This window comes from Caldisericum exile AZM16c01, assembly GCF_000284335.1.
GTDB classification, from domain to species: domain Bacteria; phylum Caldisericota; class Caldisericia; order Caldisericales; family Caldisericaceae; genus Caldisericum; species Caldisericum exile.
Genome location: NC_017096.1, coordinates 122,749 through 138,674, shown reverse-complemented (window position 1 = coordinate 138,674; position 15,926 = coordinate 122,749). Strand labels below are relative to the sequence as shown.

General features: G+C 34.1%; 15 protein-coding genes and 1 riboswitch. Of the genes, 11 read left to right on the top strand and 4 right to left on the bottom strand.

From position 1 onward, the window contains the following. Window positions 1-19: 19 nt before the first annotated feature. Window positions 20-127: riboswitch (TPP riboswitch) on the bottom strand. A 217-nt stretch (window positions 128-344) separates the two neighbouring features. Next, window positions 345-1,487 carry a glycosyltransferase gene (locus CSE_RS00650; protein ID WP_014452687.1) on the bottom strand — a complete coding sequence of 381 codons (1,143 nt, stop codon included), beginning with the start codon at window positions 1,485-1,487 and terminating at the stop codon, window positions 345-347. A 119-nt stretch (window positions 1,488-1,606) separates the two neighbouring features. Between CSE_RS00650 and CSE_RS00645 the strand changes: the two genes are divergently transcribed. Continuing rightward, entirely contained in the window at window positions 1,607-2,116 is a 510-nt protein-coding gene (locus CSE_RS00645; RefSeq protein ID WP_014452686.1) for an NTPase, read from the top strand. Window positions 2,117-2,722: 606 nt separating this feature from the next. Here CSE_RS00645 and CSE_RS00640 read toward each other — a convergent pair. Next, window positions 2,723-4,009 (bottom strand): hypothetical protein, encoded by a 1,287-nt coding sequence (locus CSE_RS00640; protein ID WP_014452685.1) that lies wholly within the window; start codon window positions 4,007-4,009, stop codon window positions 2,723-2,725. Continuing rightward, complete coding sequence (locus CSE_RS00635; RefSeq protein ID WP_014452684.1) at window positions 4,006-5,286, bottom strand: hypothetical protein; 1,281 nt, start codon at window positions 5,284-5,286, stop codon at window positions 4,006-4,008. The genes CSE_RS00640 and CSE_RS00635 overlap by 4 nt, the downstream gene beginning before the upstream one ends. A 577-nt stretch (window positions 5,287-5,863) precedes the next feature. Between CSE_RS00635 and CSE_RS00630 the strand changes: the two genes are divergently transcribed. The 10 genes from CSE_RS00630 to CSE_RS00590 all read left to right on the top strand — a co-directional run bounded on the left by CSE_RS00630 (window position 5,864) and on the right by CSE_RS00590 (window position 14,372). Further along, a complete protein-coding gene (locus CSE_RS00630) occupies window positions 5,864-6,394 on the top strand; it encodes a hypothetical protein (protein ID WP_014452682.1) in 531 nt (176 codons plus the stop codon). A 2-nt stretch (window positions 6,395-6,396) separates the two neighbouring features. Continuing rightward, window positions 6,397-6,609 carry a hypothetical protein gene (locus CSE_RS07780; protein WP_014452681.1) on the top strand — a complete coding sequence of 71 codons (213 nt, stop codon included), beginning with the start codon at window positions 6,397-6,399 and terminating at the stop codon, window positions 6,607-6,609. A 144-nt stretch (window positions 6,610-6,753) separates the two neighbouring features. After that, window positions 6,754-7,044: a hypothetical protein gene (locus tag CSE_RS07775; RefSeq protein ID WP_014452680.1), complete on the top strand. Its 291-nt coding sequence runs from the start codon at window positions 6,754-6,756 to the stop codon at window positions 7,042-7,044. 535 nt (window positions 7,045-7,579) lie between these two features. After that, entirely contained in the window at window positions 7,580-8,128 is a 549-nt protein-coding gene (locus CSE_RS00620) for a PepSY domain-containing protein (RefSeq protein WP_014452679.1), read from the top strand. Window positions 8,129-8,208: 80 nt separating this feature from the next. After that, window positions 8,209-8,751, top strand: coding sequence for an undecaprenyl-diphosphatase (locus tag CSE_RS00615; RefSeq protein ID WP_014452678.1), 543 nt, complete (start codon window positions 8,209-8,211; stop codon window positions 8,749-8,751). Window positions 8,752-8,760: 9 nt separating this feature from the next. Further along, window positions 8,761-9,225 (top strand): COG2426 family protein, encoded by a 465-nt coding sequence (locus CSE_RS00610; protein WP_014452677.1) that lies wholly within the window; start codon window positions 8,761-8,763, stop codon window positions 9,223-9,225. Between the two features lie 8 nt (window positions 9,226-9,233). Continuing rightward, on the top strand, window positions 9,234-9,902 hold the full coding sequence (locus CSE_RS00605; protein WP_014452676.1) for a response regulator transcription factor: 669 nt from the start codon (window positions 9,234-9,236) through the stop codon (window positions 9,900-9,902). After that, window positions 9,889-11,151 (top strand): sensor histidine kinase, encoded by a 1,263-nt coding sequence (locus CSE_RS07770; RefSeq protein WP_014452675.1) that lies wholly within the window; start codon window positions 9,889-9,891, stop codon window positions 11,149-11,151. The genes CSE_RS00605 and CSE_RS07770 overlap by 14 nt, the downstream gene beginning before the upstream one ends. Next, window positions 11,152-13,470: a plasma-membrane proton-efflux P-type ATPase gene (locus tag CSE_RS00595; RefSeq protein WP_014452674.1), complete on the top strand. Its 2,319-nt coding sequence runs from the start codon at window positions 11,152-11,154 to the stop codon at window positions 13,468-13,470. It abuts the gene before it with no gap. A gap of 2 nt (window positions 13,471-13,472) precedes the next feature. Then, window positions 13,473-14,372 (top strand): polysaccharide deacetylase family protein, encoded by a 900-nt coding sequence (locus CSE_RS00590; RefSeq protein ID WP_014452673.1) that lies wholly within the window; start codon window positions 13,473-13,475, stop codon window positions 14,370-14,372. Here the strand turns inward: CSE_RS00590 and CSE_RS00585 are convergent. After that, entirely contained in the window at window positions 14,369-15,883 is a 1,515-nt protein-coding gene (locus CSE_RS00585; RefSeq protein ID WP_014452672.1) for an MBL fold metallo-hydrolase, read from the bottom strand. The two genes, CSE_RS00590 and CSE_RS00585, sit on opposite strands and share 4 nt — an antisense overlap. Window positions 15,884-15,926 lie beyond the last annotated feature (43 nt).

Sequence of the window (15,926 nt, the reverse complement as noted above, 5' to 3'; positions counted from 1 at the left end):
ATTTTGGGAGGGTGTAGGCTTTTGCCTTGCACCATCTCCCTACGCCGGCATTACCCGGATCAGGTTCGAGGGGTCGGATGTAACAGTACATCCCTCTCAGCCACAAAGGGCTCCCCCGAGGTCAATAATATTATAGCAAAAAATTTTAAAAAATAACTTTTTATTAAAAATATTTCAACTTACAATTTTTTCGCTTACTCAATGCTTTTTGAGGTAAGTTGTCATAACCTTTTTAATTCCAAATGCAATTCTATGTAAATTTTTTACACCACCTATACTACACGCCTTACAATAACTTTATTTCTTTTCCTAATATTATTGAGCAACAAAAAAGACCAAAAGATTTATACCTTTGTTTCAACAATTCCTTTATGAGGTGTTCTAAACCACTTTGTGTTCTTACACGTAAAAAGGGCAATAAAAATTACAATGAGGTTTGTAAGGTTAAAGAAAAAGAAAATAAAGATATCATAAGATTTAACCATATTTAGGTCATTTTTATCAAGAGTAAAGAAAAACAGAATTGAGTTTATTACAAAGGATGAAGCCACAGTAATAATTCGGAAATTTGTGAGAAGTGCAACAATACTTATAATCCAGAAAAGAAACGAAAGCGGAAGGAAGAGAAAATAGGGTTTACACTTAAAACTCTTGATATCAAAAAACATCTCATAAAAATAGCCTCTGATCCAACGTAACCTCTGTTTAAAAGAGGTCAAAAAATCCTCAGGTTTTTCATCGTAGATACTTACAGAACCAATGTATGTAATGTTGTATTTTATCTTGAGGCTATATTCAAAATCATCAGTTATACTTCTGCAAGTGTATGGATATTCCTTCAAAACAAAACCATAGGCACCCCATCCAAAGCCATTTAAGATTGCAGATAAACCAAGGTTATTAAGTGCTTCCTGGATTTTAAAGAAGAAGGCAGACATGATAACGAACATGCGGGAAACCCATGTTTTAAAATTTGCATTGCGAGTCCTAAATTGGATAATTGGATATGCTTTAATATATGGTAATGCTTTAAAAAGAAAATCCTTTGGTACATAATTGCCTGCATCAAAAAACATGTAGAAAGAGTTTTCTCCAACTTTATCAACTATTATTGGTATCGCCTCATTTAGCGCCTTTGATTTCGAGTGTTTATCCACTTCAATTACATTTGCACCTTTTTCTCTTGCAATCTCGATAGTTCTATCAGTGCAAGCATCCGCAACAAGATACACCTCGTCAAAGTTTGCATAAAATAATGAATCAAGAATAACACCAATTGACGATTCTTCATTGTGAGCAGTAACAATGGAGACAATTTTCTTTGGATTATACTTCTCAACCGGTGCAGAATGCTTTTTAAGTAGCCCAATTATTACAAGTAAAATGAGTCCTATAAAAGTTATTGTTGAAAGTAGGTTTATTGTATTAATTAGATAGTAAAAAATAATGTACCTTGTAAGAGGAGGATAAGAAACCTTATAATTCAAGACATACAGAGGAACCTCAAAGTGACGAATTCGCACCTCTGTGTACGTTTTAAGCAACAGTACCCAATTCTCAATTTGTTCCACAATTTAATTGTATCACAATAAATCTATAATATATTGTGGAAAAAATTTTTATAACAGGAAACCCTGCCTGTGGAAAAACTACACTAATTAAAGAAATCGGTGAACTTTTGAAAATAAAAGGAGTGGCTTTCTCGGGATTCATTACCGAAGAAATTCGGGAAAAAGGCTTTCGTAAGGGATTTACAATTGAAGACTTAAAAACCAAAGAAAAACTTATTTTTGCATCACTTGAAGGTTTTTCAAATATAAAATTCGGTAAATATTTCCTAAATATTGAAAATTTCGAAAGAATTGCACTTAAAGTATTTGATGACTCTCCTAAAATTGTTCTTATCGATGAAATAGGCAAGATGGAATTTTACTCAAATAAGTTTAGGAAATATTTTCTTGAAAATCTTCAAAGAAATAAAAATATTGTAGGGACGCTTCATAGAGACTTTGTTAAAGACTTTGAGCAATATAAAATTTATACTCTTACAAGAGAAAACTATCAAAAGATAAAACATGAAATTCTAACAGAACTTCAAAAAATGAGAATTCTTTGAAACCTAAATTGAGCATTTTTTATCACTTTAAAAAATTTTAATACTTTTTTAAAAAATTTGAAAGTTTTGAGGCATTTTTTTCACATTTTAGCCTGATTTAAATGTGTGGTGCAAGTTTGGTTTGTTTTATGTATTTTAAGCAAGTTATCCTGTCCTTAGTGTTTTGGAGAGGAAAACTCTTTTTAATATGTGCTTAAATTTATTCCTCTGTAACCTGTGTCCTTCTTAAGCGGGTTCTATATAAAGCCTATGTCTTAGCAACAAAAATACAAGGAGAATTTGGAGATTTACTTCATTTAGGCAAGAGTATTTAGACTTTATTTATATACATTCCTTTCGCATGCTTTTAACAATAGTTTAATCAATTGTTTTTAGTCATGAAGGTTGTGCAAATTTTAAAGTGAATTTCTAAAAATTTTTTCTGATTTAAGTTTTAGGTTTTCCCATTCTTAAAAGAATGTCTAAACTTATAAGTGAGTTTTTAATTAGATAGTTTCTGCATTCTCAAATATGTGTTATACAATCTGAGGGAGACATTTACCTCCCTTATTATTCCTCATAAATTTAGCAACAAATTCACGAAGAGTAGTTGCAAACTTTGCTTTCTTAACCTCCATTTTTATGTGGAAATCGAACAAAATTTTCAAAGATGAAAAAGCCTTTAATATAGGACTCTCCGTTAACATTATAAAGTTTGCTAATATTTTTTATTAGTTTATCGGTTTCTACTTTTGATAACTCCTTTCCATTCCTGTCTCTTACAACGATGAATTTGGGCTCAAGAGAACTCCACTCCAGTATCGAAGCAATCTCATTTGTTTTAGTGTTAAACGCTATCCAGAGGTGTCTGTAATTTTCTGATAGAGTTTCGTCTTTAGTTTTCTCTCCGTAATCTACAGTGCCATTAAGAATAAGAAAGTCCTTATACTCACCCGGAATTGCTGGGTATCCACCACAATAAATCGGGGCATTATAAAAAGATAAAGATTTAAATATTTCTTGCTGATCGAAAAGTTTACAAGTATAATCATCTGGATTTATAACGCCGATATAACAACCACACAAAGGAACATAGAATTTACCTTCAATAATTGATACCTCTGATTGGTTCATATATGGAATGCATCCTTTAAGGCCAGTTACTTCATTCCACTCATATGTGCCTTTCTCTAAATTAATCGTACAGATAAGAAAATGTCCCATTCCTACACTATCATAATAGAGAAGAAGTTGTTTGACCTCATTCTTATCCTTCTCATAAAGACAGGCCTCTCCTATATCGACACCTCCATGAAATACATCGTTATAGAGGGAGATTTTAATTTCTTTTTCTATAAGTTTTTTTCCATTGTTATCAAACACTCGATAAGTAAAATCGCTATATTTCTCCTTTAGATAGTTGATACCTCCAACATTTTTCATTTGCACCTGAAGATTCTGTGAATAATTAAAGAGGTCATAATCTTTAATTACCTTGCCAGAAGCGAATTTAGCAGAATCTATTGGATCATCAAACATTGTGATTTTGAAATTGAAGGAGTTTTTTACATTATGATATTGACTTGAAAGATAAATGTAGCTTTCCCCATCCCAGGATAAAGGAGGACCAAAATAGTGAACCGGCATGCTCCAATCCCAAACTCCAGGTTTATCAGTACGGTTTGGTTGAGCTTTAACTATATACAGAACCTTGTTTGTCTGTAAAATCTTTCCATTTGCGATATCCCAGTAATTTAGATATGCCTCAACATAACCTGCTTTTTGATTAACTGAGAATGTTAAAAATGGGATGGAACTCTCGGAGGGTGCCTCTATCTTATTATTGCACCCAGAAGTAGATACAAACAAAACGAGCAAAATTAAAAACAGAATAATTGTCTTTCTTGTCATCATGGTGTAAATCTCCAGCAACTAACTTTATAAAGATATTTGCTTGATGAATCGTAGTAGTGGTTTTTCACGTCATTTGTGTGCGCTGCAAAATAGTTATAATAGATTCCATAATAACCATAGGAGTAATCATCCATGGCAACGTGATACCTTTCAATTTGGCCATATTGATTATAACGCCAAAATACAGCTACATCTCCAATATCTAAGCTATTATATGAGCATGAAGACCAATCACCTCTACTTACCATATAGTCTGTAAGGTCGGGAACAAAAGTCCAACACCACTTACCACCAAATCCTGTTTTTCTAATTGAAGGGTTCCAATAATTATCTATAGCCATTCCACCGTAATACATTGCCTGGGAAACAAAGTCAGCGCAATTATTACAAGCTAACTGTTCATAGTAGCCATTAGAATACTTCGTCAAAGGGTATTGTGAATTGTTCCAATAACTCATATCTGTATATTGAGAAACTACTGGTGTATTGTTTATCCAGCAAGTAATAGTTTTACTCTGAAGAGCTTCACTCGTATACAGGTCAGCATAATTTTTAGCATTAGTTCTGTTGTAAAGATTCTGATAAACACTATTGGGAGAAATTGGATTTGCAGAAACATTTGACGAATATAATTTCTCAATTAAACCCTTAATTTCAGTGTAACCTCTCTTCTCCTCTACGTCGTATGTGAATGTAGAAGAAACAAATGAATTGTTTGTATCTTCCCATCTTGCCTCCCCTTTAACAGAAACATCATAGAAAATCTTTACACTGTTTTTATCGATTGTTCCTTCAGACGTAATACCACATACAACCTTAAAAGTCCCATTTTCTTCATGCAATTTACTAACCATGTCTTTTAATGCATCGTATTTTTCTTTAATTGCTAATTCCACAGTTTTAATTTGAGCGGGAGTAAGTTTTGTTTTATTTTCATTCAGATACCTTTGCATACCTTTTAAGAAAGGAGATTGTGATGCTTCTTCTAATGTTGCTTTTGGAATCATTGTTGCTTTTACATAAAAAACTGCTTCAGCCTTTCCATCTCCAATTTTTACAGGTTGAATATCATTCGCCTGAGAAACATTGACGGTTATGTTTTTAAAACTAGTTGAACGAACCCCATAGTACCACTCCTTTAGAACATTTGAAAGTTCTGTGACAATCAAATCCTGTTTCACTCCTTCCTGCCCACTTGTATGCACAATCTTTAAAGTTGAAAAAATGCAAACTAAAACAATAAAAACAGTCAAAAACATTCTAAACTTCGTATTCATTTTAACCTCCTTTGTTAAATTTTACTTATCTATTACAAACTTCAAAACTTTTTTGCTAAAAGTGTGTTTAAATTCTTTTCTTCTTTTTTCCTCTTTTCACCTCCATTTCTTCGGAGCCTTGCCCTCATTTAAGTGCATCACCTTCCCTTCCGAGGGAGATTCCGCTCCTAACAAATACTCAAGAAAATATTGAAACTATTTCTCTTGAGTTCTCTCTCCCTCAAATCTATAATTTTTCTTCCACTATATTTTATCGTCTCTCTCTCTCTCTCTCTCTCTCTCTCTCTCTCTCTTGTCAATACCTTTTAAGAGGATTTCAGAAAATCTGCATAAATTTTGTAAAATTTTTCCTCTCATATAATAGATACAAAAACCTTGAAAAAAGTTCCGTGAATTTGAAGAAAAACGGAAAGAATTTTTAACAACCTAAATTGAACTATTTTTTATCACTCTAAAAAATTTTAGTACTTTTTTGAAAAATTTGAAAGTTTTCGAATTGCCTCATCAAAAATCTATATGAAATTGAATCGTTGCCTCATATAAAAATCTATTCAAAAATGGAAATGGAGGTAAAATAATGAAAAAAGTAGAAGAAGTTCTAAAGAAACTGAAAGAAGGAGGCTTTATGATTCTATCCCTGAAAGAGAGAAAGGCTGTGATAAAAGAGGAGGCAGCGATATACCAAAAGGTAACGAAGAAAGAGAAAAGCAGGATGCTTGATGAATTTGTGAAACTCACAGGATACTCAAGATGTTATGCATCATATGTATTGAGAACATATGGAAGTAAAGTTGTTGTTGATTTAGAAAATGGAAAAAGAACTGTATTCATAGGCGATGATCTGTATAGTGGTAAAGGACTTAAGATAAGGAAGAGAAAAAGGGAAAGGGTATACGGTGAAGAAGTCTTCGATGCCCTTGTATATCTATGGAAGATGTCGGATTACCTATGTGGGAAAAGACTGAATGTGTATATGAAAGAAATAATACCTATCTTAGAGAACTTTAATGAGTTCCCTTACTCTAAAGAGATAAAAGAAAAGTTGCTTTCAATAAGTCCTGCTACAAGAGATTGTTGCTTAAGAAAGAAAAGGATAAGTTTAAGTTAAAGATGAAAGGAAAAACACTAACTAAACCTGGGACTCTATTAAAGCATAGCATTCCGATAAGGACATTCTCTGAATGGAATGAGAAAGAGCCAGGCTTTGTTGAAGTAGACCTTGCATGGCACAATGGAGGTAATCTAAGAGGAGAATTTCTCTATTCCCTTGATGTGACTGACATACATACTGGATGGACAGAAACAAAGGCAATAACCTGTTGAAAAAGAGCACAGGTTACAAAAGATTAAAAAAACAAAGCACAGATATGGACATTCAATGCATTAAAGGAAATTGGGAAGAGATTCCCTTTTTCAATAAAAGGTATTGATTCAGATAATGGAAGTGAATTCATCAATGCACATCTATTGAATTATTGTGAAAAAGAGCATATCACATTTACAAGGGCAAGACCTTATAGAAAGAATGATAATTGCTTTGTGGAACAGAAGAACTATTCTGTGGTAAGAAGGGCTGTAGGATACATAAGGTATGATACGGATGAGGAACTGAAGATAATGAATGAACTCTACAATACATTGAGGCTCTATACGAACTTTTTCTTACCTTCAATGAAACTAAAAGAGAAAACAAGAATTGGGAGTAAGGTATTAAAGAAGTACGACAAACCCAAGACACCCTATCAAAGGATTCTTTAATGTGAGTTAGTATCTGAAGAAATAAAGAAGAATCTCAGGAGAATGTATGAAACACTAAATCCTCTTTTACTTAAAAGAGACTTAGATATACTGATTTTTCCTTTGACTCAGAATAATTTCATATATAATTTAGATGAGGCAACCAGATAATATTTCATATAGAAAATTACGTGAGGCAACACGGTTTTGAGGCATTTTTTTCACATTTTAGCCTGATTTAAATGTGTGGTGCAAGTTTGGTTTGTTTTATGTATTTTGAGCATAGTTATCCTGTCTTTAATGTTTTGTAGAGGAAAACTCTTTTTAATATGTGCTTAAATTTATTCCTCTGTAACCTGTGTCCTTCTTAAGCGGGTTCTATATAAAGCCTATGTCTTACCAAACAAAAATACAAGGAGAATTTGGAGATTTACTTCATTTAGGTGAAACTTTAAAATGACTCCTTTTCTTCACAGATTCTTCACGGGGCCCCCTTTATAATTGTCTTAGGAAGTTTGAAAGAACTTCCAAAATCTTAGGCACAGGGAGGTGCACTATGAAAAAGAAGATTTTAGTAGCGTTGTTTGTGTTGGGGCTTTTAAGCTCCATGGCTTTTGTGGGAAAGCACTTTGTTATGGCAGGAAACACACCTACCGCAACCCAGACCCAGGCAGTTTCCTCAGGAACAGGAACTGAAACAAAAGAAGAGGCAATTGGAACCGAGACTCAGCAAGGCGCACAGGAACCAAGTTATGTTGGAAGTATTAAGGTAACTGACACAAACGCAAAAGATGAAGCAAGCGAATCGAAGGCTATTGAAGGCCTTGCAAAAATTTCACAGAGTGATGCAGAAAAAGCAGCACTTGCAAAAGTCCCAGGCACTGTAATTAAAACAACCCTTGACAACGAAAATGGCTATCTTGTCTATGCAGTTGAAGTAAAAGATGCACAAGGCAAAGTATTTGATGTAAAGGTTGATGCAGGAAATGGAACAGTCCTTGCAACTGAAGCATCTGATGGCGCTGAAGAGAAAGCATCTGCCGAAGAAACAAGCAAGACACCTGACACAGATACAGTACAAGAAGAATTTACAGGAGAACACTAATACGGATTAGTATCCTCACACCGTAGGGGGCTTATGCCCCCTATTTTTGTGGTATAATTCTTGCTATATGGAGGTAAATTATGAATAACTTAGACATAACGCTTTTTAACGCAATAAATGGACTTGCAAAAACACATTTTGAACTAAATACTTTTATGATATTCATGGCAAAATACATAGTGTTTTTGATTCCGTTGTATTTAACATATCTTTTAATAAAGAAAGACTTCAAAGGATTTTTGTTTATGGGCACATCAGTTATCTTTGCGCTTTTAATAGGATACATAACTAAAACCTTGTTTTACCATCCTCGCCCATTTGTAATGGGCTTAGGAATTGACCTTGTAAAGGACGACGCAACCTCATCCTTCCCAAGTAACCACACAACTTCAATGTTTGCGTTTGCTACATCGCTTTACCTCATGAAAAAGCATGTTTCAGGCGTAATTGCTCTCATTTTAGGAGTTTTGCTGGGTGTTGCAAGAGTATATATCGGGGTCCATTTCCCATTTGATATTTTGGGAGGTATCTTTTTTGGCACAGTATTTTCAACCGTAACCTACTATTGGATTTTCCCGTATATTGAAAAAGTTGCTCATTTTTTTGGCTTTGATATAATTTAGGGGGTATAAATGGGAAATTTAAAAACCTGGCTTTATATATTTTTAGTGACACTTTTCCCTGCAGTTGAACTGAGAGGGGCAATTCCTCTTGCAATACTAAATTACAAATTACCTGTTTTAAGCAGTGCGATTATTATAATCATTGCAAATATCCTTATAACGCCTATTGTATTTTTACTGTGGAATTTAATTATTTTTGTATTTTCAAAAATCCATACTTTAGATAGATTGCTTAAAAAGTATCTTTCAAACCTTCATAAAAGGGCAAAACCATATGTAGATAAATACGGATTTTGGGGACTTATGATCTTTGTTGCAATTCCGCTTCCTGGCACTGGTGCCTATTCTGGAGCACTTGCAGCAGAGATTCTTGGGATGGATAAAAGAAAGGCTTTTATTTCAATTTCACTTGGCGTAATTGAAGCAGGAGTCATTGTAACGCTCCTTACCACGGGAGCACTTAAATTATTTTAGAGGATATTATGAGAATACTCCTTGTTGAAGATGAAAAACCTCTTGCAAATGCAATAAAAGAAGGACTTACAGAAAATAATTTTATTGTCGATGTTGCTTATGATGGGGATTCTGCCTTATCAAAAATAGAAATTGAAGAGTCTTACGATCTTATTATCCTTGACATAATGCTTCCAAAACTCGATGGTATTACGCTTCTTAAAAAGATAAGAGAACTCAAATACACAATGCCTGTTTTGATGCTTACAGCAAAAGGCGAAATCGAAACAAAGGTTAAAACATTTGGCCTTGGGGGAGATGATTACCTTACAAAGCCATTTGACTTTAGAGAACTTTTAGCAAGGGTGCATGCACTTCTAAGAAGGACAAAGGATGTAAAAACGAGTGTTATAAAGATTGAAGACCTTGAAATAGATACCGAAAAAATGATTGTAACAAGAGGTGGAAAAATTATTAACCTAACAAAAAAGGAATACCAGATACTTCTATATCTTTGTATGAACAGGGGAAGAATTGTAGAAAAAAGAGAACTTGAAAATCATCTCTGGGATGAAAATTCAACGCCATGGTCTGACACTCTGAGGACTCACATCAAGAACATAAGAAGAAAAGTTGATTCAGGCTTTGAGCATAAACTCATAAAAACAATACCAGGGGTAGGTTATGAAATTGAGTGACGAGAATAATATAAAATTCGCAAAGATAAAACTTACACTCCAATACACACTAATTACTCTTGTTGTTTTAGTACTTCTTATAACTTCCTTTTATTTAACGTTCTCAAATTTTGCCTACAAGGATTTCGATTCAACACTCCAAAACCGTGCAATTTCAATTGCAACAACACTCTCAGGAAAAGAAGAATCCGCAATAGAAGACTTAAAATCAATTGCAGGGATTCTCAAAAACTACGACCTTGGAAATGAAAGCATCATGATTTTCGATTCAAAAGGAAACATTCTTTACGAAAATACACAGGATAAATTTGTAATGCCAACGAATGTAAAAGATGGTTTTTATACACTTGAAGGTATAGAAGGGGATGAGCAAAAAACAGTTCGAGCATACATAACAAAACTCAACAACACAAATTATTACTTACTTGTTGCAAGAAATTACGATGATCTACGTTCATCTCTAAATGAGGTCCTTATTTCGTTTTTGTTAGTAGTGCCGTTTATTTTGCTTATTATAATCTTCCTTTCATATAGGTTTGCAAGTTCAGCAATAAGGCCAATCGAAGAGTCAATGAGGATCCTTAAGCAATTCACAGGTGATGCGTCCCATGAATTAAAAACACCCATCTCAACAATTAAGGCAAACATAGAAGTTGCACTTATGAAAGAGCGAACTTCCGACTACTATAAGGAAAAACTTGCAACAATTTTAGATTCAGTAAATCGAATGTCAAAACTCATTCAAGATATGCTTTTTATATCCCGTCTCGATATGGAAACATATCCCGTTAAAGTTGAAGAAGTTTCCTTAAAAGAACTTTTAGAAAAAATAAAATCACAGTTTGAAGGCCTTGCCTTAAGCAAATCAGTCAATTTAATTATCGATGCCGATAGACACATTACAATAAAAACTGATAAAGATATCCTTTTTGAGATCATCTCAACTTTCGTTGAAAATGGCATAGAATATAACAAAATTAACGGCTTTGTAAAAATATATGTAGATAAGGTTGAAAATAATGTGAAAATAATTGTTGAAGACTCAGGCATTGGTATAAAAGAAAGCGATATCCCTTACATATTTGACAGGTTCTATAGAGGCGAAAAGTCTCGTTCAAGAGAAACAGGTGGTGTTGGTTTGGGGCTTTCAATTGCAAAAGAGTTAGCAAGTTTAATAGGTGCAAAAATCGAGGTTGAAAGTAAGGTTAACATGGGCTCTAAATTCACACTGATTCTAAAGGAGGAATAGATGGTTTACAAAGGGCTTACAACAGAAGAAGCACAAAAACTACAAAAGGAGTATGGATTTAACGAAATAAAACAAAAAGAAACTTCACCTTTCCTTGACTTTTTGAAGAGGTTTACAGGTTTAACGGCATTTGTTATAGAAGGTGCAATGATTATCTCTCTTCTAATTGGAAGTTATATTGATGCAGTCGTAATGTTGTTCTTGCTTCTCCTCAATGCAATTTTGGGGTTTTCAGAGGAGTTTAGGGCATCCAAGGCAGTAGAAGCACTTTCAAAGAAAATTTCAGTTAATGCACACGTCCTAAGGGATGGTGTATTCAAAGAAATCCCCGCAAAAGAACTTGTCCCTGGTGATGTAATAAAAATAGCAATGGGAGATATTGTACCTGCAGATTGCAAAATTGTTGAGGGAAATATTCTTGTTGACCAGTCAGTTTTAACTGGAGAATCAATTCCAAAAGAATGCAGTGTAAACGATGAAATTTATTCAGGAAGCCTCATAACAAGAGGAAGTGCTATTGCAAGCGTAGAAAAAACAGGCGCAAAAACATATTTCGGAAAAACTGCAGAACTCATTGAAAAGGCAAAGCCAAAACTCATAATAGAAGAAATAACGATGAGTGTTACACGAGGGCTCCTTGTTGTGGATGCATTATTTATAGGAGCAGTTATCCTTAAATTTGTAATCCAAAAATCTCCTTTATTAGATACACTTCCATTTATCCTAACGCTTCTTATTGCATCTATTCCTGTTGCCCTTCCTGCAATGACTGTGCTTGCACTTTCCCTTGGATCACTTCAACTTGCTTCTGTGGGAGTGCTTGTTAGAAAACTTGACGGCATAGAAAACAGTGCCATGATGGATGTACTCTGCCTTGATAAAACAGGCACCATAACCGAAAACAAAATAAGAATAGTGGATGTTGTGGTAATGAATCCAAAGTTTACCGAAGAAGATGTTGTTGAATTTGCTTATCTTTCCTCTGATTCCGTAACAAAAGACCCTATTGACTCTGCAGTTATTGAATTCGGGAAAGATAAAGTTAAAGGTCTCTATAAATTAGTTAGGTTCCGCCCTTTTGACCCTGATAAAAAATATTCCGATGGAGAAATACTCGATAAAGATGGAAATACTCTGAATGTCTATAAAGGGGCACCTCAGGTTATCCTTGGAATGTCAAGTAATATTGATTCGAGCATTAATGCGACTGTAGAAAAATTTGCATCTGTTGGAAAAAGAAGCCTTGGAGTTGCAGTAAAGAAAGGCAATGAGATAACATTTGTAGGACTTCTTACCTTCTTTGATTACCCAAGAGAAGACTCTAAAAAATTTATTCAGAAGATAAAAGAAATGGGTGTAAGGCCTGTAATGATTACAGGTGATAACAAACTCATTGCTCAATCAGTTGCAAAAGATGTTGGTATAGGCGAGAATGTTTTATCAATTAAAGAACTTAAAGAAAACGAAAGAATTGACATTGAATCTATTGATTCGTTTGCAGAGGTTATTCCTGAGGATAAATTTAATATTGTTGACATATACCAAAAGAAAGGGCACACCGTTGGAATGACGGGAGATGGCGCAAATGATGCACCTGCACTTAAGAAGGCAGATTTAGGTATTGCAGTAAAAGATGCGCTTGATATTGCAAAGCAATCAGCAAAGGTAATTTTAACAGAAGTCTGTTTGTCAAACATTGTAAACCTCATAACTGTTGGAAGGCAAATCTACAGAAGGATTATTCTATGGATACTGAATAAGATTGTAAAGACGTTCCAAATAGTTTTCTTTGTTTCCATTGCAACACTCATCATGGGCAAGCCCATTATTACACCTGTTGCGATGGTTTTAATGCTTTTCCTTTATGATTTTGTCACAATGTCAATTGCAACTGATAATGTTGTGCCTTCAAACCGCCCAGAAAAGTGGAACATTAAGAAACTCCTTTCGATGTCCTTAATTTTTGGAGTACTCAAAATTTCGGAACTCTTTGTTGCCATGTACCTTGCTCAAAAATTCTTTAAGATTACATTTTCAGAACTTCAAACACTTATGTTTTATCTTTTGCTTGTTTCAGGGCTATTTAACATCCTCAATTTTAGAGAAGAGCGATTCTTTTTCTCGTCTTTACCAAGTAAGGTTATTATTATCTCAATTACAGGCGATATAATCGTTGCAACGCTTATCTCCACATTTGGCATATTTGTTTCAAAGGCACATTTTGGGCTTCTCATGATAACGCTTCTCTATGCCATACTTGTAACTCTTGTATTTACTGATATAATTAAGCTATTCGTATATAGGTGGTTTAAATTTTAAACATGAAAAAAGAGATTGAGATTGCGTTAATAACAATTCTCGTATTTGTGCTTGTTTTGGTGTTTTCCCTTCAATATGTTTCGGAAGAAAGGGAAGAAGCACTTTATGAAAGCACCATTACATACGAAACCTATATTCACTCAAAAGACTTGTGGAAGCCTGCAATAAATACGCACAAAATTGCAAGACCGAAAACACAAAAAGAAACAGGCGTTTCTTATGTTCCAATACTCATGTTTCATAATGTTGCACCCATTCCACCAAATGCAAGCGAACTAAAAAAATCTTTGACGGTTGACCCAAAACTATTTGAAAGCATGATGGAATACTTAAAAAAGAATGGTTTTACACCTATTACACTTAAAGAATTGAATAAAATATGGGCAGGAAAAATGCCTATGCCTCTAAAACCAATTGTTCTTACATTCGATGATGGAGATAAAGGTGTTTATGAATATGCATATCCCATACTTAAGAAATATAATTTTCACTTTGTTATCTTCTTAATAACAAAATACACAGGGATGCATACACACTTTTATATGAGCAAAACCGAAGTAAAAGAAATGCATGATAGCGGTTTGTGTGAGATTGGTACACACACAAGAGACCATGTCAATTTAAAGAAAACGCCTCTTATCACGAAAATTTACGAGATAAAAACATGCACAAACGATGTAAAAAGACTTTTTAATTATACACCAACCTCTTTTTGTTATCCTTTTGGAGGTTTTGATAGAGAGTCGGTTGAATTGCTTAAGGCAAACGGATACACAATGGCAACAACCGTAATTCCAGGAGTTGCAAATTCAAAAGACAATCCACTTCTTCTTCCTCGCATAAGGATTGACGGAAGAGAAAACCTTAAAGCATTTATTATGAAGGTGAATTTAAAGCCTTAAAGTTCAAAAGACAAAATTCCCGTTGGGTCAGTATCTGTTATAATTGTATAATTATTGCCAAGTTGGTTTCTTAACAAATCTGCATAAGTATCAAGATGCTCTGTGTGAATTGGCAACACAAACCTTGGTTTTGCAAGTAAAATATGTTCTAAGAGGTCTTTTGGGTTTGCATGCCCTGAAACGTGGTATTCTCTCGTAAAAGAAGGTGTACCTTCTTTAAACTCAAGGCCGTAGGGAGTTAAATGAAAGATTTTAATCCAATTTAAAAGCCTCTCTGTATCAAACATCTGCTCTTCTGTATATGCTTCGCTTGTAGAGTAAATATAAGCGCCACCGTCAATCTCAATATCAAGGAGGTTTGGCATATCCCAGAAACTATAGCAAACAATGTAATCGCCGGGGCTTTTTCCAATTTCAGAAATCGTCACAAATCTATTTATATATTCATTATTCTCACTAATTTCTTTAATCCACTTTCTATTTTGCTCTCTTTTACTTTCAATGATAGCGATATTTTCGTCGTCTATGATATTAATGTTGTCGTCTTTTAAGAGGTGAAGTAAATATGCATCTTTCATCGTTATTGCAAGGTGCCTTTTGGTTTCCTTTGCAATTTCAAGGAATATTTCAAGGCGCTCTATATGTCTTGCACCAAAATCCGCAATGACAAGTTTTCCATCATTTTCTTTTACAACCTTAATTGCATTCTCTTTGATATTCTCTTCCTTCAACTGCGGTTCGTGAAATTTTTGAAAAGAATTTTCATCAATTCTTGTGCCTTCAATTAAAAGGACATCGACTCCATTTTTAGATAAGAATTCGAAAAATTCTTCTGTTTTGTGGGCCTTTCTCCCATGAAATCTTATATCGCCAGTATAGGCAACCTTTACACCGTCAACCTCAAAATATATAGACGATGCACCAGGGACGGAGTGGTCGACTTCAAAAACTCGATATTTAAAATCGTCTAATCCTTCTATGAAAGCAGGGCTATTTGGATATTTAAATATCCTACCAATTTGCGTTTCAGAATCCTTTTTTAACTTTTGTTCCTTTGCGCCATTTACAACTTTTGCTTCAGAAACGGTACAAAACTCATAAAGAAGGTTCTGCTGTCCTGTATCCTGAAATGCTTTCATAATATGGTAAGTGATAGAGGTTGTAATAATCGGAATATCTCCCCTTAAAAAAGACATGTACCCAAAGTGATCAATATGCCCATGAGAAATAAACACTGAAACTGGATTTACAGAGGGTGCCTCATTAACTTCTTCTTTTAAATAGTAGAGCAAATCTTCTCTATAAATACCCTTAAGGTGTGGAATGAGGTTTAACTTCCAAAAATCATAGAGCCCTGCACCAGATCTTGGAGTTAAAAATTCTTCAAAGTACTCGGAATACGCCTTAAAATTTTTCCCAAAATCAAGAATTAAAGTTTCCTTGTTTTTACTCTCGACAAAGATTTTATTTCCTCCAATTACATTGTGCCCATCAAAAATTCTTATAACCATTTCGATAAATTATAACCCAAATAAAGGAATTTTTGAATTAAGC

Bases quoted from the DNA above. Each gene is read 5' to 3' on its own strand.
- CSE_RS00595 (WP_014452674.1), top strand. From the start codon at position 11,152: ATGGTTTACAAAGGGCTTACAACAGAAGAAGCACAAAAACTACAAAAG.
- CSE_RS00605 (WP_014452676.1), top strand. From the start codon at position 9,234: ATGAGAATACTCCTTGTTGAAGATGAAAAACCTCTTGCAAATGCAATA.
- CSE_RS00590 (WP_014452673.1), top strand. From the start codon at position 13,473: ATGAAAAAAGAGATTGAGATTGCGTTAATAACAATTCTCGTATTTGTG.
- CSE_RS00630 (WP_014452682.1), top strand. From the start codon at position 5,864: ATGAAAAAAGTAGAAGAAGTTCTAAAGAAACTGAAAGAAGGAGGCTTT.
- CSE_RS00620 (WP_014452679.1), top strand. From the start codon at position 7,580: ATGAAAAAGAAGATTTTAGTAGCGTTGTTTGTGTTGGGGCTTTTAAGC.
- CSE_RS00635 (WP_014452684.1), bottom strand. From the start codon at position 5,286: ATGAATACGAAGTTTAGAATGTTTTTGACTGTTTTTATTGTTTTAGTT.
- CSE_RS00585 (WP_014452672.1), bottom strand. From the start codon at position 15,883: ATGGTTATAAGAATTTTTGATGGGCACAATGTAATTGGAGGAAATAAA.
- CSE_RS07780 (WP_014452681.1), top strand. From the start codon at position 6,397: ATGAAAGGAAAAACACTAACTAAACCTGGGACTCTATTAAAGCATAGC.
- CSE_RS00610 (WP_014452677.1), top strand. From the start codon at position 8,761: ATGGGAAATTTAAAAACCTGGCTTTATATATTTTTAGTGACACTTTTC.
- CSE_RS07770 (WP_014452675.1), top strand. From the start codon at position 9,889: ATGAAATTGAGTGACGAGAATAATATAAAATTCGCAAAGATAAAACTT.
- CSE_RS00640 (WP_014452685.1), bottom strand. From the start codon at position 4,009: ATGATGACAAGAAAGACAATTATTCTGTTTTTAATTTTGCTCGTTTTG.
- CSE_RS00615 (WP_014452678.1), top strand. From the start codon at position 8,209: ATGAATAACTTAGACATAACGCTTTTTAACGCAATAAATGGACTTGCA.